Annotated in this window: 15 protein-coding genes, 1 tRNA gene and 1 pseudogene; 11 read left to right on the forward strand and 6 right to left on the reverse strand. The window is 61.2% G+C overall.

Annotated elements, in window-relative coordinates; translation table 11 throughout:
- Positions 1-322 (forward strand): integrase core domain-containing protein (locus BMZ46_RS28655; RefSeq protein WP_139184865.1); only part of this gene is annotated, 322 nt, incomplete at its 5' end.
- A 45-nt stretch (positions 323-367) separates the two neighbouring features.
- Here the strand turns inward: BMZ46_RS28655 and BMZ46_RS28660 are convergent.
- Positions 368-1,585, reverse strand: a complete 1,218-nt coding sequence (locus BMZ46_RS28660) for an MFS transporter (protein WP_039766351.1) — start codon at positions 1,583-1,585, stop codon at positions 368-370.
- A 333-nt stretch (positions 1,586-1,918) separates the two neighbouring features.
- On the opposite strand from BMZ46_RS28660, the gene BMZ46_RS28665 reads away from it, so the two are divergent.
- The 4 genes from BMZ46_RS28665 to BMZ46_RS28680 all read left to right on the forward strand — a co-directional run bounded on the left by BMZ46_RS28665 (position 1,919) and on the right by BMZ46_RS28680 (position 5,901).
- Positions 1,919-3,976, forward strand: a complete 2,058-nt coding sequence (locus tag BMZ46_RS28665; protein WP_074692306.1) for a methyl-accepting chemotaxis protein — start codon at positions 1,919-1,921, stop codon at positions 3,974-3,976.
- A 115-nt stretch (positions 3,977-4,091) separates the two neighbouring features.
- Positions 4,092-4,168: transfer RNA gene (locus BMZ46_RS28670), tRNA-Met, on the forward strand.
- Positions 4,169-4,392: 224 nt separating this feature from the next.
- Entirely contained in the window at positions 4,393-5,643 is a 1,251-nt protein-coding gene (locus tag BMZ46_RS28675; RefSeq protein WP_074692309.1) for an S-type pyocin domain-containing protein, read from the forward strand.
- Between the two features lie 6 nt (positions 5,644-5,649).
- On the forward strand, positions 5,650-5,901 hold the full coding sequence (locus BMZ46_RS28680; protein WP_064599398.1) for a bacteriocin immunity protein: 252 nt from the start codon (positions 5,650-5,652) through the stop codon (positions 5,899-5,901).
- Positions 5,902-5,977: 76 nt separating this feature from the next.
- Here BMZ46_RS28680 and BMZ46_RS28685 read toward each other — a convergent pair whose 3' ends face one another.
- The gene (locus BMZ46_RS28685) at positions 5,978-7,084 is read right to left on the reverse strand and encodes a DUF2817 domain-containing protein (RefSeq protein ID WP_074692311.1); all 1,107 of its coding nucleotides are present in this window, start codon (positions 7,082-7,084) and stop codon (positions 5,978-5,980) included.
- A 155-nt stretch (positions 7,085-7,239) separates the two neighbouring features.
- Here BMZ46_RS28685 and ggt point away from each other — a divergent pair, with 155 nt between their 5' ends.
- Both ggt and BMZ46_RS28695 read left to right on the forward strand, forming a co-directional pair.
- The gene (gene ggt / locus BMZ46_RS28690; protein ID WP_074692312.1) at positions 7,240-9,072 is read left to right on the forward strand and encodes a gamma-glutamyltransferase; all 1,833 of its coding nucleotides are present in this window, start codon (positions 7,240-7,242) and stop codon (positions 9,070-9,072) included.
- Positions 9,073-9,259: 187 nt separating this feature from the next.
- Positions 9,260-9,631: a helix-turn-helix domain-containing protein gene (locus tag BMZ46_RS28695; protein WP_074692315.1), complete on the forward strand. Its 372-nt coding sequence runs from the start codon at positions 9,260-9,262 to the stop codon at positions 9,629-9,631.
- A 137-nt stretch (positions 9,632-9,768) separates the two neighbouring features.
- Here BMZ46_RS28695 and BMZ46_RS28700 read toward each other — a convergent pair whose 3' ends face one another.
- From BMZ46_RS28700 to BMZ46_RS28710, 4 genes and pseudogenes are all read right to left on the reverse strand, one after another.
- Positions 9,769-10,368 (reverse strand): flavin reductase family protein, encoded by a 600-nt coding sequence (locus BMZ46_RS28700; protein WP_074692318.1) that lies wholly within the window; start codon positions 10,366-10,368, stop codon positions 9,769-9,771.
- A gap of 83 nt (positions 10,369-10,451) precedes the next feature.
- The gene (locus BMZ46_RS29895; protein ID WP_371855663.1) at positions 10,452-10,883 is read right to left on the reverse strand and encodes a methyl-accepting chemotaxis protein; all 432 of its coding nucleotides are present in this window, start codon (positions 10,881-10,883) and stop codon (positions 10,452-10,454) included.
- A gap of 108 nt (positions 10,884-10,991) precedes the next feature.
- Positions 10,992-11,819, reverse strand: a pseudogene (locus BMZ46_RS29900) (PAS domain-containing protein); the annotation flags it as partial.
- A gap of 68 nt (positions 11,820-11,887) precedes the next feature.
- Entirely contained in the window at positions 11,888-13,201 is a 1,314-nt protein-coding gene (locus BMZ46_RS28710; RefSeq protein WP_074692337.1) for an MFS transporter, read from the reverse strand.
- 199 nt (positions 13,202-13,400) lie between these two features.
- On the opposite strand from BMZ46_RS28710, the gene BMZ46_RS28715 reads away from it, so the two are divergent.
- From BMZ46_RS28715 to BMZ46_RS28730, 4 genes are all read left to right on the forward strand, one after another.
- The gene (locus BMZ46_RS28715; protein ID WP_007951749.1) at positions 13,401-14,819 is read left to right on the forward strand and encodes a short-chain fatty acid transporter; all 1,419 of its coding nucleotides are present in this window, start codon (positions 13,401-13,403) and stop codon (positions 14,817-14,819) included.
- Positions 14,820-15,019: 200 nt separating this feature from the next.
- A complete protein-coding gene (locus BMZ46_RS28720) occupies positions 15,020-16,717 on the forward strand; it encodes a molecular chaperone HscC (protein WP_074692323.1) in 1,698 nt (565 codons plus the stop codon).
- 11 nt (positions 16,718-16,728) lie between these two features.
- Positions 16,729-18,462 (forward strand): J domain-containing protein, encoded by a 1,734-nt coding sequence (locus BMZ46_RS28725; protein WP_074692327.1) that lies wholly within the window; start codon positions 16,729-16,731, stop codon positions 18,460-18,462.
- 56 nt (positions 18,463-18,518) lie between these two features.
- Entirely contained in the window at positions 18,519-19,691 is a 1,173-nt protein-coding gene (locus BMZ46_RS28730) for a hypothetical protein (RefSeq protein ID WP_074692330.1), read from the forward strand.
- Positions 19,692-19,741 lie beyond the last annotated feature (50 nt).

Consider the following 19,741-nt stretch of genomic DNA (forward strand, 5'->3'; position numbering starts at 1 on the left):
GGCTTTGAAGACGCGTCGAACATGCCAGAAACTGGTTCATCACTCAGATCGAGGTGTGCAGTACTGCTCGGCGCTTTATCAAAAGCTCCATGCCAAGCATGGCATCACGTGCTCAATGACTGATGGCTACGACTGCTACCAAAACGCCCTGGCAGAGCGGGTCAACGGCATCTTGAAGACAGAGCTCTTGCTCCACCGGCCGACAGACTTGGCGCAAGCAGAACAAATGGTGCGGGAGGCGATCCTGATCTACAACCAGGAGCGCCCGCACCTGTCCTTAAAATACAAAACGCCCGATGCGGTGCATCGGGCGTTAGGGTGAAACAGGTGTAAACCTATTTCAGGACTAGACATGAAATTCGGCCCGTCAGGCCTTCCTGGTTCTCGGCAGGAAGATCGCCAACACCCCGAACAGCGGCAGGAACGAGCACAGGAAGTACACGTATTCGATGCCGTGAATGTCCGCCAGATGCCCGAGCAACGCCGCGCCAATCCCGCCGAAACCGAACATCAGACCGAAGAACACCCCGGCAATCATCCCGACATTGCCCGGCACCAGCTCCTGCGCGTACACCACAATCGCCGAGAACGCCGAAGCCAGGATGAAGCCGATCACCACGCTCAGGACGCTGGTCCAGAACAGGTCGACATGTGGCATCAGCAGCGTGAACGGCGCCACGCCAAGGATCGAGAACCAGATCACCGCTTTACGCCCGATCTTGTCGCCAATCGGCCCGCCGAAGAACGTTCCCGCCGCCACCGCGCCGAGGAACAGGAACAGATGCAGCTGCGAGCTTGCCACCGACAGGTCGAACTTCTCGATCAGGTAAAAGGTGAAGTAACTGGTCAGGCTGGCCATGTAGAAATACTTGGAGAACACCAGCAGACCCAGCACCACCAGCGCACTGACCACTCTGCCCTTCGAAAGTCCATGAGTGGCGGCCTGGCCGGCCTTGAGCTTGAACAGGTTCAGGTGATGGGCGTACCAGCGACTGATGCGATAGAGCACGAACAACGCAAACACCGCGAACAGCCCGAACCACGCCACGTTGCCCTGCCCGAAAGGAATGATGATCGCCGCCGCCAGCAACGGGCCGAAGGCCGAGCCGGCGTTACCGCCCACCTGAAAGGTCGATTGCGCCAGACCGAAACGCCCGCCCGAGGCCAACCGTGCTATTCGGGAAGCTTCGGGGTGGAAGGTCGAAGAGCCGATACCGATCAGCGCCGCCGCCAGCAAGATAAGAGGGAAACTGCCAACCATCGACATCATCACAATACCGATCAGCGTGCACACGGAACCTGCCGGCAGCAGCCACGGTTTCGGATGCCGGTCGGTGTGATAACCGACCCACGGCTGCAACAGCGACGCGGTCAACTGAAAGGTCAGGGTAATCAGGCCGACCTGGGTAAAACTCAAACCATAGTTGGCCTTGAGCATCGGATAGATCGACGGCAGCACCGACTGGATCAGGTCGTTGATCAAATGCGCCAGCGCCACCGCGCCGATGATGCGCATCACCAGTGGACTGCTCTGGGGAGGAGCGGACGCCGAGGCAGCGGCGGTCTGAACGTTGCTGATAGCCATGGGAATTTCCGGACTGCAGATGGGTGCACGCGGGCAGGTGCGTCAATGTGCCATTTTTCGGTGCGCCAGCGCCATCCCCTTAGCCAGCTAACGAACTATTCAGTCGTCGCGCCACAAGTGATAGCGCAACGCCATGGTCTGAATCTTGCCTTGCTTATCCGCTTGAACGCGGCGCCCTTACAAAGGGCATCGAGAATGGGAAGTTTCGCTACAGAGCCGGCCTACAGAGCGGGCAAGGGTGAACTTTCGAGGCCTTTTAGCAGGGCACCAATCCCGGTCGCAACGACCGCGATGCACGCCGATGGTGCGTGGTGTCCAGAGGAGTCATGGGGCATGCAGGCTTTTTTATCACCGGGGATCAGGTTGCTGGGGCGGTTTGGCTTCGCGCGTAAATTCCAGTTGTTGTTTCTGCTGTTTATCCTGCCGTTGGCCGGCAGCCTGTTGATGATCGGCCAGGACTATCGCGACAAACTCAACCTGATCGCCAGCGAACGTGCCGGTGTGCGGCAGTTGCTCGCCCTCGATGCACTCGACAACCTGCTCGCCGCCCAGCGCGATCGCGCCGCCCGCTGGCGCGCCACGGAAACCAACCGCCAGCCGACACCCGCGACTCTGGCCGCCGTGGCCGCATTCGATGGCGTGCAGCCTGCCGTTGCCCAGGCCACGCTGGAGCTGGGCAGTGCCTTGCAAGCCGAAGGTGCGGAAGGTGAAACCCTGACCCGCTATCAGGCACTGCAAGCCGCGCTCAATGGTCTGGACTCGAAAAGCCTTTCCGGTGTCGGTTGGTGGCCGGATGGTTACGACCGCTTCACCAACGCCCTCAGCGCCCTGCAAGCCTTGCGTGAGCAGATCGCGATGGACAATCGCCTGATCCTCGCGCCGTGGCTGGAAACCTATCTGCTGACTCAGATTTCCACCCAGCACGCACCGGACCTGATCGAGCGGGTCGGCCGACTGGCAGCCGTCGGCCAGGCGTCCGTGGTTTCCGGTCAGTTCACCCTGCAAAGCCGTCTGCAACTGCGTGACCTGCGCAGCCGCATCGGCGATGCGCGCGAGCAGTTGGTGAAAACCGCGAGCCTGCTCGAAGCGCGTCTGCCGCCAGCCCTGCAAGGCTGGGCCGGGCAATATCACGACAGCCTCAAACAGCTGGATGCCGGGTTGAAAGTGCTGGATGACGGCGTGTTCGGCGGCAGCATCAATCTCAAACCTGAAGAGTTCGAGCGCACTCTCGATGCCCTGCTCGGCAACCTCGCCACGCTGCGCCAGCAATCGCTGGTGTCGCTGGATCAGCGGCTGGATGACTACCACGGATCGGCGATTCGTCAGTTCATCATTGTCGCGGCGGTCTTCGGTTTCCTGTTGCTGGCGGCGCTGTATTTGTTCGTCTGCCTGCAAGCCTCGATCCGCCGCAGCGCCAGCGGCATCACGCTGCTGGCCGAAGCCCTGCGCGACGGCAATCTGAGCCTGCAAGTGCCGGTCGTGGGACGTGATGAACTGGCGTCGATCAGCACCGCGCTCAACGTGGCCGTAGTGCAACTGCGCACCAGCCTGCTGGGTGTCGATCACGAAACTTCGCAACTGAGCAACGCGGTGCGCAGCCTCAACGATCACTCCAGCGGCGCTCTCAGCGAAGTCGAAGCGCAACAATTGCAGATCAGTCAGATCGCTGCAGCGGCCACGCAACTGGCGGCGACGTCCCAAGGCGTGGCGCAGAGTTGCGAACAGGCTTCGGGCAGCGCCCAGCACACCCAGCGCATCGCTGCCGACAGCAGCCGTGACAGTCAACGCACCACGGCGAGTATCCAGCAGCTCAATCAGCGCCTGAACGAAACTGCCGCAGCGCTCGGCCGGGTCAGCGAGCAAGGGCAGCAGATTCAATTGGTAGTCGACACCATTCGCGGCGTCGCCGAGCAGACCAACCTTCTGGCGCTCAACGCCGCCATCGAGGCCGCTCGTGCGGGTGAACAGGGTCGTGGCTTTGCCGTGGTGGCCGACGAGGTGCGCAGCCTGTCGCAACGTACGCAATCATCCACGGCGCAGATCGCCGGTACGGTCGACAGTCTGCGCAATACGGTCAACGAAGCCGTGAGCCTGATGGAGGCTGCGTGCGGTCAGGCGCAATCAGACGCGGAAGCGGTCACCGGACTGGGCGAACGCCTGGGGGAAATCGCCAGCGCCGTGCAGAGCGTCACCGACACCCTCGCCCAGATCGCCACGGCGGTCGAGGAACAGGCAAGCACCGCCGATGAGGTCAGCGGCAATATCCAGCAGGTGGATCAGGCGGCGGTTCGCCTGCTCGAAGGCGCGCGGGCGGTGAACCTCGCGGCGGACACCTTGAGCCAGGGCAGCCATGCCTTGAGTGCCAACACCGGAAGATTTCAGCTGCGTTGAAAGCCCCTCCCGCGCCGATTTTCGGCGCGGGAGGATAAGCGGTTGAAAATAAGAAGAAATATTTTGAATTTACGCTTGACGCTTTTCCATTTCAGGGGAATAATGCGCGCCACTTGGCTACATAGCTCAGTTGGTTAGAGCATAGCATTCATAATGCTGGGGTCCGGGGTTCAAGTCCCTGTGTAGCCACCAAGTACTAAAAACGGCTTACCGAAAGGTAGGCCGTTTTTTTATGCCTCGAGAAAAGTGCCCTTCCTCAGTGAATCGACTGGCTCCGTAGGAACCGGGTGGGAAAAGCGTACGAAGAGGATTTTTCGTTCGTTCAGGCACGCGCATCCCGGCAAGTCGATTTGATCGCCATCCCGATTGACCGACAAGCTCCCCTGTCTTGATCCAAAGACAGACAGGGAGTTGTCATGGACCCGGACAAAGACCCTTTCGACGATATCTGGCGCCGAAAACTTCCGAACGGCGGCGCCTCGTGGGCTGCCTGGAATCCGCCCCCGGAGCCAGAGCCTGTCTGCGTCCCGACAGACGAATGGCCATCGCCAAAGCCTCGCGACGATCTGGTTTTTGCCAAGTCCTGCACGCCGGGCAACTGGTGCCGGACGGATGCGGGCACAACACCTGAGCCCGCCTTTCATTTCGGCAAAGTCATGGTGGCGGGCGCGCTGCGCATTCCCGCTGCCAGTCACGCCGTAGCGAAGGCAATCGGTGCCGATCTGGCGTTGGGGCGCATGGCCGGTGGTGGAATCCTGCAGCAGCGCCTCAATTGGGCAATCCGTGGCGCGGGAGGCCCGGCCAGCGTGTTCATCCTCGGGATGCTTCCGACCCGAATGGGCGACCGCACGCTTCACACCGACGAACAGCTACGCAGCATGAGCCGCGCCACCACTCGCGTGCGCTTCCAGTTCCGGCGTGATGCCAAAGGGGTCATGCAGGTTTACGGCATCCACACCGGCGCTTCGGGCGACGACTCGGTGCGTACCGTAAAAGTCGAGTGGAACAGCGACAAGACCGCCATGGAGGCGAAGCTCAACGGCATCACGATTCTGTGGACGCCGCAACGCGGGCCGCTGGGAGCGATGCCGCCGCTGGTTTATCCGGAGCACGGCGAACCACTGAGCACGATCCTCGTCCACCCGATCGCCGCGAACACCGACAGCCAGATAGAAATCCTGCCCGGCGAAGACATCACCGCCGAGGATTGTATTCTGGTGTTTCCGGCTGAGACCGGGCTGAAGTCGTTGTATGTGGTGTTTTCGAAACCGGCGAGATTGATGCCGGGGACGGTGACGGGGATTGGTGAGGATGTTTCCGGTGTATGGCTGGCAGGAGCTGGAACAGGGATTGGAGTGCCGATTCCGACGCGGATTGCGGACAGACTCAGAGGGAGGGAGTTTTCAAACTTCGACGCGTTCAGAAAAGCATTCTGGCAAGCCGTGCGGGATGATCCAGAACTTTTCGATCAGTTCAATTCGGATGCCCAAGATCGTTTAATGTCGGGCAACGCACCCGCGGTTCGAGACAGGGAGTCTGTAGGCACAAGAGGGGTATTTGAAATACATCACGTCGAGCGGATCACTGATGGCGGCGCTGTCTACGACATAGACAACCTCCGAATCAACACCCCTAAAAATCACATCTTTCAACACAAAAAACAGTGAACGCACATGGAAAAAATATCTGAATACACTGAAACCGAATTTATCCGTTTCATCGAAAAAATACGTGCCACCAATAAAAGTGGATCGGATACGGAGCTTGGCGAGCTGCTGGCACAATTCAGAAAGCTTACCGGCCACCCGGACGGCACCGACTTGATTTTTTATCCCGAACCAGGAGAGGACAACTCTGCCGTGGGCATTACGAAGACCGTGAAAGAATGGCGTGCGACCAACGGACTGCCTGGCTTCAAGCAGTGAACATCAGCCGGCCATAGTCCCACCACTGTAAATATCCAAGCAGTCAAAACGGCTTACCGAAAGGCAAGCCGTTTGTTTATGCCTCGCCCCCTAACGCCCTGAGCCCCTTCGCCCAAATCTGCCGCGTCCGCAAACCGACCATCGCCCGCCAGTCCGGATCCGCCGGATAAAACTGCTCCAGCAGATTCAACTTGATCGCCCGCCCCGTCGCATCCAGCGGATCACCATGCAAATGCAGCCAGTGATCGTCGCGCAGGTAACGATGCACGTCCGGCCCCGGATAAGTCCCGCACTCGATCACGAACGGCATCAGTTGCACATTCGGCAACGCGTTGAGCAAAGCCTGCGAGGTATAACCGGTAGCGGTTGCCGCAACACCGGTTTCGCTCAGGGTTTCGGCGCCGGTGTGCAGCGTGTAGAGCCACGGGCCGTAAATCGATTGCGCCTGGGCCAGTGCTGGATACGGCGCTTGGGTAATCGTCAGCAGCATCGGATGCCCGTACTCACCGGCGCCGGTGTGCAGGTCGAAACACATCACGGTTTCAGCACCGGCCAGATGACTCTCGATGATTGAATGCAGCGTGCGATTCGACCAGCTTGGTGCGAGTCCGCCAAAGAACAATCCGTCGGGATGACTGTGCTGACCGCCCTCGACAATCGACATCACCGCCGGCCAGCCGCGCTCGGCAATTTGCGCATCGAGCAAGGCATCAGCCTTTTGTCGCTCGGGGCCGTTCAAATCGGTGCAGGCGTAGATTTCATGGAGCGCCGCGTAAGCGCGGTTGTCCGGAAGCGGTCGGTTGAAATCCAGGTGATTGCGGTTGAGGTCAATATTGTCTTCATTGACCCGCCGCAGCCACGCCGTGCCCCACGGGTTGATCAGGTGAATCATCACCACCGCGACATCCTTCGGCAGCGAGTCCGGCGTGAAATGCTTCAGCCAGTCGATCTGGCACTCCGAACCGTAATAACCCTCAACCCCATGGGTGCCGCTGAGCGCCACCAGGCGCCGTTTGGCCGCTGGATCACCCAGCACCGCGACATCGGTACTCAAAGACTCGCCAAACGGCCCATTGAGCGGATGCGCGTACGAAGAGAGCGTGGCACTCGCCACCTTCGCGGCAGCAAGAAAGCGCTCGCGCTGTTCGCGATAGCTGGGCTGTGTCGGAAATGCGTTGTGCATGGCGGCCTCTTGTTGATTGTTCTGGCTTCACTATTGGTTCTGACCCTACAGAAAATTCGCCAAGGCATGAAGGACAAACACACCGATGGTTTGCGTCCTGCACGGTCGGCCGATACAGTCCGTCAGACCTTTATCCCACGGACGGAGAGCCCCGCGTGTTTCCAGCCCTGCCCCTGAACCGCTTTCGCCTGCCCGCCCTGACACTGATCGTCAGTGCCATTGCCCTCACGGCCTGCAACGCACCGCCCTCCTCGACCCTGCCGCTGGCGCCGGAAGCCGCCTCCGGTTACCGCACCGGCCTGCAAGCCAGCCACGCTGAAAAACACATGGCCGCGGCTGCCAATCCGCTGGCCGCCGAAGCAGGTCGCGAGATGTTGCGTCAGGGTGGTTCCGCCATCGATGCCGCCATCGCGATGCAAGCCGTGTTGACCCTGGTCGAACCGCAGTCCTCGGGGATCGGCGGTGGCGCGATGATCGTGCTGTGGGATGGTAAACAGGTGCGCACCTACGACGGTCGCGAAACCGCACCGGCGGGTGCGACCGAGAAGCTGTTTCTACAGGCCGACGGCAAACCGATGCCGTTCCCGCAGGCGCAGATCGGTGGACGCTCCGTCGGCACGCCGGGTGTGATGCGTGCATTGGAGCTGGCGCACAAAAAGCACGGCCGCTTGCCGTGGGCAACATTGTTCGAGCCGGCGATCAAACTGGCCGAGCAGGGTTTTGCGATCTCCCCGCGCCTGCATTCGCTGCTGGAGTCCGACCCGGTGATTCGCCGCTCGCCGGACATGGCCAGGTATTTTCTGAACAGCGATGGCAGCGTCAAAGCCGTCGGCACGCGACTGCAAAACCCGGCGCTGGCCGCCGTTCTCAAACGCATCGCCAACGAAGGTGCGGACGCACTGTACAAAGGCCCGATCGCCGAAGAGATCGTGGCCAAGGTTCAGGGCCACGCCAACCCCGGCAGCCTGTCGCTGACCGACCTTCAGCACTATCAGGCCAAGGAACGCGCGCCTCTGTGCACCGACTACAAGCGCTGGCAGGTGTGCGGAATGCCGCCGCCGTCATCGGGCGGGATTGCGGTGGCGCAGATTCTCGGCACCTTGCAGGCGCTGGAGACCCGCGATCCGCGCCTGTCCCTGACGCCGCTCAAGCCTGTGAAGACCGATAAACCCGCCGGCATCGAACCGGCACCGCAAGCCGTGCACCTGATCGCCGAAGCCGAGCGCCTGGCCTACGCCGACCGCGCGCAATACGTAGCCGATACCGACTTCGTGCCGGTGCCGGTCAAGGGCCTGGTCGATCCGGGTTACCTGGCCAGCCGCGCCAGCCTGATCGGCGAACGCAGCCTGGGCAGCGCCAAACCCGGCACACCGCCGGGCGTGCAGGTTGCCTACGCGCCGGATCGCTCGCCGCTGCGCATTTCCACCTCGCAAGTGGTGGCCGTGGATGACTTCGGTGGCGCGGTATCGATGACGACCACCATCGAAGCGGCATTCGGCTCGCACCTGATGGTTCAGGGCTTCTTGCTCAACAACCAGATGACCGACTTCTCGTTCATCCCCGAAGAGAACGGACAGAAAGTCGCCAACCGAGTGGAGCCGGGCAAACGCCCACGCTCATCGATGGCGCCGACCCTGATCTTCGACCGCAACAGTGGCGAGTTCGTCGCCACCGTTGGCTCTCCCGGCGGCTCGCAGATCATCGAGTACGTGGCCAAAACCACCGTCGGCCTGCTCGACTGGAACCTCGACCCACAAAGCGCCATCAGCCTGCCCAACTTCGGCAGCCGCAACGGCCCGACGGAACTGGAACAAGGCCAGTTCAGCCCGACGCTGATCCAGGCGCTCAAGGACAAGGGCCACACCGTCAATGAAATCGACATGACCAGCGGCACTCAGGCCATCGTGCGGGTCAAGGATGCTCAGGGGGAGTCAACGCTGTCAGGTGGGGCAGATCCTCGGCGCGAAGGAGTAGCGTTGGGGGATTGAATCAACTCTGCCAACTGAAAAAGGCTTACCGAGAGGTAAGCCTTTTTTGTATGTCCATAAATCCAATTCGGCTAAATCACGCTGCCTTTTCCTACACCGGAAAAATGTTGTCCGGGATAGAGTGCTGCAGAGTTCTCACAAACAGTACGACGCAATCGACGCTGATACCGTCGAAATGGAGTAACCCATGAACATACGTCCGATTCATACCGAAGAAGACTACCGTGCGGCGCTCAAAGACGTGTCCGCTCTTTTCGAGAATGAGCCAGAGCCCGGCACGCCTGAAGGTGATTACTTCGACATCATGATCACCCTTATCGAGGCCTATGAGGCCAGACACTTCCCACTCGACCTGCCCAACCCGATTGACGCCATAAGGTTTCGGATGGAGCAGTCCGGGCTGTCAGCCGCCGATCTCGCTCCAGCAATTGGCCGGACAAACCGCGTTTATGAAGTTCTGAATGGCAAACGCGCGCTGACGCTTCCCATGATCTGGAAACTTCACGAGTTGTTCGGTATTCCGGCAGAGAGTTTGATCAAACCCATGAAATCGGTCTGATAAAAAACAGCCATGCAGGCACCTCAACATGTATTGCCTACCCTGAATTCCCCCACCCTCCAACTGAAAAAGGCTTACCGAGAGGTAAGCCTTTTTTGTATTGCAACATCCGGCCATGACTTGTCATTCAGCGGCGCTCAAACCTCGAGCATCTTGCCATCCACCGAATCGCCAATTGTCAGGAAATGCCCGCCGGCCACATGGTGCAGAGTGCGCAAGCCGTCATGCCCCTCGAAGTGCCAGCGTCCATCGCTGAACACCCGCGAATCAGCCTGCGCCGCAATCACCTCGGCCAGAAACAGATCGTACTGTTCGTGATTGCGCGGCTCAGGCAGCAACCGGCATTCGAGCCAGGCCACGCAACCGTCCAGCATCGGAGCATCAACCTGCTCAGCAGCGAAGGTCGGCAGGCCATAAGCCTGGAACTTGTCCTGACCTTGATCGCGATTGATTTCCAGGCCCGATGTCGAGCCGACGGTCTGCGCGATGTCCGCCTGATTCACACAGGGAACGTTGAGAACAAAAGTGCCCGAGGCCTCGAGCAGTTGCCGGGTCCAGGTGGATTTGTCGAGGACCACCGCGACTTTCGGCGGTTCGAAATCCAGCGGCATGGCCCACGCCGCGGCCATGATGTTGCGCTGCCCGGCATGGGCGGCGCTGACCAGCACGGTCGGCCCGTGATTGAGCAGGCGGTAGGCTTTGTTCAGGGGAACCGGGCGACGGAAGGACTCGCTCATGGGATCTGCTCCGGGAAAAAGAGCCGATTGTAGCGGGATAAAAACCGCGAAGGGATTGCCATGGACAATCCCTTCGCCTCGCATCAGTTGGATAACTGATTGGCAAACTGGCCGACCGCGTTCACCACTTTCTGCGCGCCGTCCTGGATCTCGACGATCACCGTACCGGCCTCGGCCGCCAGCGCCAGCCCTTGTTCGGCCTGTTGCTTGCCGTCGGTCATCAGGGCCACGGCGTTGCGCGCCATGTCCTGGTTCTGGCGCACCACGCCGACGATTTCCTCGGTCGCCTGACTGGTGCGCGAGGCCAGTTGCCGCACTTCGTCGGCCACCACCGCAAAGCCTCGGCCCTGCTCACCGGCACGAGCGGCTTCAATGGCAGCGTTGAGCGCCAGCAGGTTGGTCTGCTCGGCAATGCCGCTGATGGTCTTGACGATGGTGCCGATCACCTGGGATTGCTCGTTCAGCGCCTCGATGCCTTCGCCGGCAGTCTGCATGTGCTTCGACAGATCGCGCATCACATTGACCGCTTCGGTCACCACGCGTGTGCCACGCTGGGCGGTGCTGTCGGTTTGCAGGGACGTGCTGTAGGCGATATTGGCGGCATCGGCGACGGCCTGTTCCTGATTGACCTGATCGGTGATCACCGTGGCGAACTTCACCACTTTGTAGAGTTTTTCGTTGGCGTCGAGCACTGGGTTATAGGAGGCTTCCAGCCAGACGACACGACCATGGCTGTCGACCCGCTTGAAACGGCCGGCAACGAATTCGCCGTTATTCAGGCGACGCCAGAAGTTCTGGTACTCGGCGCTGTTGTACTCCTCCGGCTCGCAGAACTGGCGGTGATGTTTACCCTTGATCTGCGCCAGGCTGTAACCCATGCCCTGCAGGAACCGGTCGTTGGCACTCAATACGTTGCCGCTGAGGTCGAACTCGATCACGGCAGTCGAACGCACCAGCGCGCCGATCAGGTTTTCGTGTTCGCGGGAGGCCTCGATGGTGCGGGTCAGGTCGCTGGAGAAAATCGAGAAGTGCTTGATCCGGCCATCCGAAGAGCGAATCGGCTGCACGATCGAACGCAACCACGCCTCTTCGCCGTTACCGCGGGAAAGGCGCACAGCGCCGGCGAAATGCTCGCCACGGGTCAAAGCGGCCTTGAAGCGGTGATGAAACTCATCGGACTTCACATGGGACGGCACGATGTCTTCGATGGCACGGCCGATCAGGTCGTGGCTCTTGTAGAGCATTTCATTGAGGAAGTTCTGGTTGACCGACTGAATCCGTCCGTCGGACTCAAGGGTAAGCACCAGCATCTCGCTTTCCAGGCTCTCCTTCACTTGCAGAAGGCTGGAGAGTTCTTCACGAAGAGCCGCCAGCTCTTGCTTCAGGCGTTTGTTGAACATGGGGGAGAGCACCGATGGACTGGATGGAGAGCGGACACACAGCCTAACCATCGGCCTTGGAAATCTTTTCTGAAGAGCGTTTGAGGCGTGTCCTACAAAAATAGTTAAGCCTGGACAACTCAGGCGGTGCGGGCCAATGCACACTGCTCCGCGCGTGGCATTCGCGAGCCAAAATACGCCGCACTGGCGACACCTACCGCGCCCATCACGGCGCAGAACATCACGCAGATCCACGGACTCCACGGCATCAGACCGATCAGCAGCAACGGTGTGACACTCGCCCAGGCGGCGTAGGCAATGTTGTAGGTGAAGGAGATCCCGGAGACACGGATCCGCGCCGGGAACAGGCTGACCATCACTGACGGCACCGCCCCGACCACGCCACAGCACAACCCGGCGACGGCGTAAGCCAGACCGACCCAGTCACCGCCGCTGATCAGGCAGGTGTAAAGCAGACCGATGCCCAGCGGCAGCAGCAGGCTGTAGAGCATGACCGTGCGCCAGGCACCGATGCGATCGACCAGTCGACCGGCAATCACACAACCGATATTCAGGAAGACGATGCCCAATGCGCTCAACGCGAAGGTGTGGCCGGCAGTCATGCCAAAGGTTTTCTGCATCATGGTCGGGGTGATGACCACAAACACCACCACCGCCGAGGTCAGCACGCAGGTCAGAAGCATCGCCGGCAACATGGCCAGGCGATGATCGCGCAGCACGGTGCGCAGCGGCAGTTCGACCCGTGCCTCGCGCTGCGCCTCCATGGCCATGAACACCGGGGTTTCGCTCAGCCAGCGGCGCAACCAGACACCGATCACGCCAAACACACCGCCGAGCAGGAACGGATAGCGCCAGGCGTAATCGAGCACTTCGGCCGGGGTGAACACTTGTGCCAGAAAAGTCGCGGTCAACGCGCCAATCAGGTAACCGAAGGTCAGCCCGGCCTGCAGAAAGCCCAGGGCATAACCGCGATGGCCGGCCGGTGCGTGCTCGGCCACGAACACCCAGGCGCTCGGCACTTCACCGCCCACCGCCGCGCCTTGCAGGATGCGCAGCGCCAGCAGCAACAGCGGTGCGAAATAGCCGATTTGCGCGTAGGTCGGCATGATCCCGATCAGCAGGCACGGCAGCGCCATCATCAGGATGCTCAGGCTGAAAACCTTCTTGCGCCCCAGCCGGTCGGCGAAATGCGCCATCAGGATTCCGCCCAGCGGGCGCGCCAGATAGCCGGTCACGAAGATCCCGAAGCTTTGCAGCAGGCGCAGCCACTCGGGCATTTCCGGCGGGAAGAACAGCTGGCTGAGGGTCAGGGCGAAGAACACGAAAATGATGAAATCGTAGATCTCCAGCGCCCCGCCCAGGGCCGCAAGGCCGAGGGTCTTGTAGTCGGAACGGCTGAACGGCGCCGGTCGGGCAGTGGAATGGGCAGTCATGGCAAAGAACTCTGGCAGGCAAAAAACCAAGGCGCCCATGGTCTACGCAAACGGGCCGCCGGACAACCCGTTAGACCATAGTCTGATTCGGCAAAACACGGTCACAAAAATCCGCCGGTTGATTTACTGTTGGCACCTGTCCAGACGGGCCGGCCAAGCCCCGAAGACCACAATAAACATAAAAATCCGAGGTACTCCCGTGGCCGTTGATATCGAAGATAGCCGCTCTGCGCGCTTTGCCTTGCGCTGTTCAAGTTTCGCCGAACGCTGGTTTCCCGACTCCTGGGTATTCGCCGCGCTGGCGGTGATCATCGTCGCGCTGGCGACCCTGGCCATGGGAGCGAAACCCACCGACGCCGCGATGGCGTTCGGGGACGGATTCTGGAGCCTTATCCCGTTCACCATGCAGATGGCCTTTGTGGTGATCGGCGGTTACGTGGTGGCCAGTTCGCCGCCCGCCGTGAAGCTGATCGATCGCCTGGCGCGGATCCCGAAGAACGGCCGCTCCGCCGTGGCGTGGGTCGCGCTGATCTCGATGGTCGCGTCCTTGCTCAACTGGGGCCTGTCGCTGGTGTTCGGCGGTCTGCTGGTCCGCGCCCTCGCCCGCCGCACCGATCTGAAAATGGACTATCGCGCCGCTGGTGCCGCCGCCTACCTTGGCCTCGGCGCCGTGTGGGCGCTGGGCCTGTCGTCGTCCGCCGCGCAGTTGCAGGCCAACCCGGCCAGCCTGCCGCCGTCGATCCTGTCGATCACCGGGGTGATTCCGTTCACCCAGACGATTTTCCTCTGGCAGTCGGGAGTCATGCTGCTGGCGCTGATCGTGATTTCGATCATCATCGCCTACGCCACCGCACCCGGCCCGAACTCGGCGCGTGACGCCAAGGCCTGCGGCATCGACCCGGCCTTCAACCTGCCGCCGCTGCAACCTCGTACTCGCCCCGGCGAATGGCTGGAACACAGCCCGCTGCTGATCATCCTGTTGGTGCTGCTGGCGGCCGGATGGCTGTTCCACGAGTTCTCGACCAAACCGGCGATCACCGCGATTTCCGGGCTCAACACCTACAACTTCCTGTTCATCATGCTCGGCGCGTTGCTGCACTGGCGCCCGCGCAGTTTCCTCGACGCGGTGTCCCGCGCCGTGCCGACCACCACCGGGGTGCTGATCCAGTTCCCGCTGTATGGTTCGATCGCCGCGCTGATGACCACGGTCAAGGGCACTGACGCCCAGACTCTGGCCCATCACATCTCGACCTTCTTCGTCAGCATTGCCTCCCACGACACCTATGCACTGCTGATGGGCGTGTACTCGGCGATTCTCGGCTTTTTCATTCCGTCCGGCGGCGGCAAGTGGATCATCGAGGCGCCGTACGTGATGCAGGTGGCCAACGATCTGAACTATCACCTTGGCTGGGCGGTGCAGATCTACAACGCCGCCGAAGCCCTGCCGAATCTGATCAACCCGTTCTATATGCTGCCGCTGCTGGGCGTGCTGGGGCTGAAGGCACGGGATCTGATCGGTTTCTCGTTCGTGCAATTGCTGGTGCACACGCCGCTGGTGCTGGTGCTGCTGTGGGCGCTGGGCACGACGCTTTCCTATCTACCGCCCGTGATGCCGTAAACGATGACGACAGGGTGCCGGCTCCGGCGCCCTGTCTTTCTCCTCCACAAAAACGCCCCGAACGATCCCTTCTGCGGTTGCCTGTCGCAAATAATGGCTCAGCGCCATCATCTTTCTTTACCGCGCCACTGCCTCGGTAATATTCTTGCGCGCCAATATCTGTTTCATTTTTTGTCTGAGCGCAAAGGGAGTTCGTTGCAATGATCGTCGGGATTGACCTGGGAACCACCAACAGCCTTGTTGCCGTATGGCAGGGCGATGCCACTGAGTTGGTGCCTAACGCCCTGGGGCAGTTCCTGACACCCAGCGTGGTGGGGTTGGACGATCAGGGCCGGATTCTGGTCGGACAAGCCGCCCGTGAGCGTCTGCACACTCATCCGCGCCTGACGGCTTCGCTGTTCAAGCGACACATGGGCAGCGCCACGGAGGTTTACCTCGGGGATAAAAAATTCCGTCCAGAAGAACTGTCGGCGCTGGTGCTCAAGAGCCTGAAAGAAGACGTCGAGCGCACCTACGGCCAGACCGTCACGGAAGCCGTGATCAGCGTGCCGGCTTATTTCAGCGACGCCCAGCGCAAGGCCACGCGTATCGCCGGTGAGCTGGCGGGCCTGAAAGTCGAAAAGCTGATCAACGAACCCACCGCCGCCGCACTGGCTTACGGCCTGCACCAACGGGACAAGGAAACTTCGTTCCTGGTGTTCGACCTGGGCGGCGGTACGTTCGACGTGTCGATTCTCGAACTCTTCGAAGGTGTCATGGAAGTGCGCGCCAGCGCCGGTGACAACTTCCTCGGCGGCGAGGATTTCGACAACGTGCTGCTCGAGCACTTTATCGATCAGCATCGCAACGTGTCGGATTTCCCCGAGCGCTCCACCATCCTCCAGCCGCTGCGCCGCGAGGCAGAACGTGTGCGCCGTGCATTGGGCCAGGACGCCAGCACCGAATTCCGAGTGCAGGTCGGCGAAAAGCAATGGACCCAGACCATCACCCAGGCGCAAATGGCGACGCTGTACATGCCGCTGCTCGAACGCCTGCGCGCACCGATCGAACGGGCCCTGCGCGATGCTCGCATCCGCGTCAGCGACCTCGATGAAATCCTGCTGGTCGGCGGCACCACCCGCATGCCACTGGTGCGCAAACTTGCTGCGGGGCTGTTCGGCCGCTTCCCGTCGATCAGCCTCGATCCGGATCAGGTCGTGGCACAGGGCGCCGCTATTCAGGCAGCGCTCAAGGCCCGTTCGGCCGCGCTGGAAGAAGTGGTGCTCACCGATGTCTGCTCCTACACCCTGGGGATCGAGACCTCCACCCAGGTCGGTCGCCAGTATGAGAGCGGTCATTACCTGCCGATCATCGAGCGCAACAGCATCGTCCCGGTCAGCCGGGTGAAAACCGTGCAGACTCTTCACGACAATCAGGAACAGGTCGTCGTGAAAATCTTTCAGGGTGAAAGCCGCCTGGTCAAAGACAACGTGGCGCTCGGCCAACTGGACATCAAGGTGCCCAAGCGCAAGGCTGGCGAAGTCGAGCTGGATGTGCGTTTCACCTACGACAACAACGGCTTGCTCGAAGCCCAGGTCAGCATCCCCCTGACCGGTCAGCAGCATTCGCTGGTCATCGAGAACAACCCCGGCGTGCTGACGCCCGAGGAAATCCAGCAGCGTCTGCAAGCTCTGGCGCAATTGAAGATCCATCCACGCGAGCAGCAAGTGAACACCCTGCTCAGTGCACGGCTGGAACGTCTGTATCAGGAAAGCCTGGGCGACCTGCGTGATCAGATCGGCCACTGGGCCAAGCAATTCCAGCACGCCCTGGACTCTCAGGACGAGCGGCAGATCCGTGAGACCCGCACCGAACTGAGCAAGCAGTTGAGCGCCCTCGACCGCAGCCCCTGGCAGTAAGGAAGCACGACATGGAATGCTGGTCCGTCCTGCAACTGCCCGAAGACGCCGGGCTGCGCGATATCAAGCGCAGCTATGCGCGTCTGCTGAAAGTCTTCCGGCCCGATGAGGATGCCGCAGGCTTCCAGCGCCTGCGCGAGGCCTATGAGCGTGCTCTGTCGATTGCCCAGTGGCGCCTTGAAAACGAGGAGACCGACGAGCACGGCGACGTCATGCTTGCTCCGGGTATCGCCGCGCTGGCGGCACAGGAGCAGTCCATGGCCCAGCCGCTGCAGAAGACAGGGACCGATGCGTGGGATTACCCTGCGGCGCTATTCGAACCGGTGACCCCGGCCGCGCCCGAAGCACCGCTCGAGTCGCCGATCTTGCGGGTACAGCCCCTGAATCCGGAGCCTCTTAACCTGGAACCCGAGCAGCCGACTGCCGACCCGGCCATTGAAGCCGCATCGCAATTGCTGAACGGCCTCTCGGAAGCCAACCTGGACGAGCGCTGGGAGCAAGCGCGCCAGCAGGATTGTGCGCAGGCGTTCCAGACATTGTTGCTGACGTTGTGCTTCGATCAGCCCGCCCTGCGCCTTTCGATTGCCCGCTGGGCGGTGCAGCACCTAGGTTGGCTGGGCCCGTGGCAGGAGATCGTTATCGGCGACGGGCAGCGCAGCATTCTCGCCAGCGAGTTGCTGACGGATTACCGGCAATCGCTGGAAACCCTCCTCGCCTCGCAAAACGAGCGCGAATTTCTCGCGCTGCTCAAGACTTACACGGCCCAACCCTGGCTCCAGGTGTTCGACCGTCGGGAACACTGGCAGCAGATCATTCTGCAACTGCTGCAGGACAGAGAGTGGAGCGTTCCGCTGTTCGACCGTATCTCCCAATTATTTGGCTGGGACGACACCAAGGGCATTCATCCGCAACCGGACTGGCTCTGGCAGGCGCTGATCGAGCGCTGCAACCAGGAAAGCCTCTACGACACTCTTTGCTCCCGGGCCGAAGATCAGCGCAACGGGTCGCCCGATGCGCTGGCCGCACGGATGCTGATCAGCCCGATGAAGCCGCGGCAACACAAAGACCTGACCGACCGCTTCATTCCGGCGGACTGGCAGGCCTGCCAACAGTTGTCGGAAACCCTCAAGTGGCGCTTCCCCGACCTGCTTGCCCGCTTGCCCTATGCCGACGTTTTCTACTGGCGACGGTTTCTGCCGCGCTACATCGCCGCCGAAACCTGGTTGCGGTCTTGGGCCGCGATAGCGTTAGCACTGTGGCTGTTCTATCTGCCCGCCGAGCACAAAACCACGGCGATGAGCATCGTCATTCCCCTGGCCTTCGCCTGCGTTCCTGTGTGGTTTTTCCGGATCGGCCTGAGTTATTGGTTTCTGATCAGCGCCCATTTGATCGTTCAGGACCTGTGGTTGACCGAAAGAGTCATTCCACGCCGATGGAATCCTGACACCCGCTGGCTCGTGCTGCGCCATGGCGTGCCGCAAGCCGTCATGATCCTGCTGTTCTCGGTCATGCTCGGTGCCTTGGGAGCCTTCACCTACATCGGCGTAATCGTGATCGGGCTCTGGCACAAGCGGCGCATCGGCACGCTCGACCCGGAGTTCAGCGACAAGCACCCATGGCTGACCGCGCTGCACTGGGCGCATTTCAGCCCGTTGCAATTGCTGTTTCTGGTGGTCATGACCGGCGTGATTCTTGCGAGTCAGCTTGGTTATTCGCTGAAACATCTGTTCCCCGGCCAGGCTTGATGCGGGCCGGATTGCCCCTCCACCAAGGTTTTACCCTCGCTGAAAAGGATCTGAGCATGTTGAAACTTGCAGGCCTCACCCTCGCGGCGCTCACGCTGAGCGCTGCGGCCCACGCCGATGTCGACCTGAAACTGGGCAGCACCGAACGCGTCACCCGCCTCTTCGCCTACCCCAACAATTGCAGCGTGATCTGCTTTCGCAACTGGACGCTGGAGCAGACCGTCGCCCATTACCTGAGCCAGAGCGTGCAGCGTGACGGCTACACCAACGCCAAGGTGCTGGTGAAAAACGACAACGATCAGCTCTATGCCGAAATCAGCGGTGTACCACAGGGCTACGACAAACCGCTGACCGCGCTGCTGGACGCCGGCGATCTGGCCTACACCGGCGCCAGCAAGCTCAACGCCGACGGCAAATGGGCGTACAGCTGGTACCTGTTCCTGCCACTGGGCATGGCCCTGGAAAACCGCAAGAGTGTCGAGCTGCTGCACTTCCCGCCGGATTACTCACTGACCCAGGCCCAGGATTACCTGCGCTCGAACACCACCGACCGCTGGGCTGCGCTGCTGACCGACAATGGCATCCCCGCCGAGCAGACGCCGGCCTACCAGACCATCGTCGACATCGCCCCGATCGCCGCGCCCGCCAGCGCCGGCAAGGATCTGGAAGGCGTGTACGACTACTTCAAGGATTACCAGACCACCATGGTCAAGCAGGTCAGCCAGAACGCCAGCGGTGCCGCGCTGCCGATGGTTGCCTTCGGTGCGCCGGTGCGCAACTGGCTCAAGCAGCAATATGGTGCAACCGTGAATGTGCTGGGCCTGGCGAGCATCAGCCCGAGCGCGGGGGTGAATGTGCCGGTGCTGGGTTCCAACCACCCGAGCTACATCTGGTATGCCGCCGATCCCGAGAGCTACACCGGCGACGATGCCCAGGCCAAGGCCGATGCCGCGGGTCTGAAGGTGATGGGGCAGGACTTGAGCGCCGCCTGCTGGCAGGCCGGGATGGGCAGCAAACCGGGTACCGACCCGAAAACACTGCTCAACAGCTGCACGCAGACCTGGCAAGTGACGCAGAAGGTCAAGACCTGCGAACTGTTCTACACCTCGATCCGCAACCTGAGCCCAGAACAGGCCACGGCCAAGTGCGCCACTGCGCCGATCAAGACTCAGCTGCAACAACTCAATAGTCCGCTGCCGACCACCGCCGCACCGGCCCCCGCGCTCTAAACCGCCAACGTTTCCCGTGTCAGCCTTGGCTGACTCGGGAAAGCGTCTAT

It is taken from the genome of Pseudomonas sp. NFIX49 (genome assembly GCF_900115915.1).
GTDB classification, from domain to species: Bacteria; Pseudomonadota; Gammaproteobacteria; order Pseudomonadales; family Pseudomonadaceae; genus Aquipseudomonas; species Aquipseudomonas pharyngis.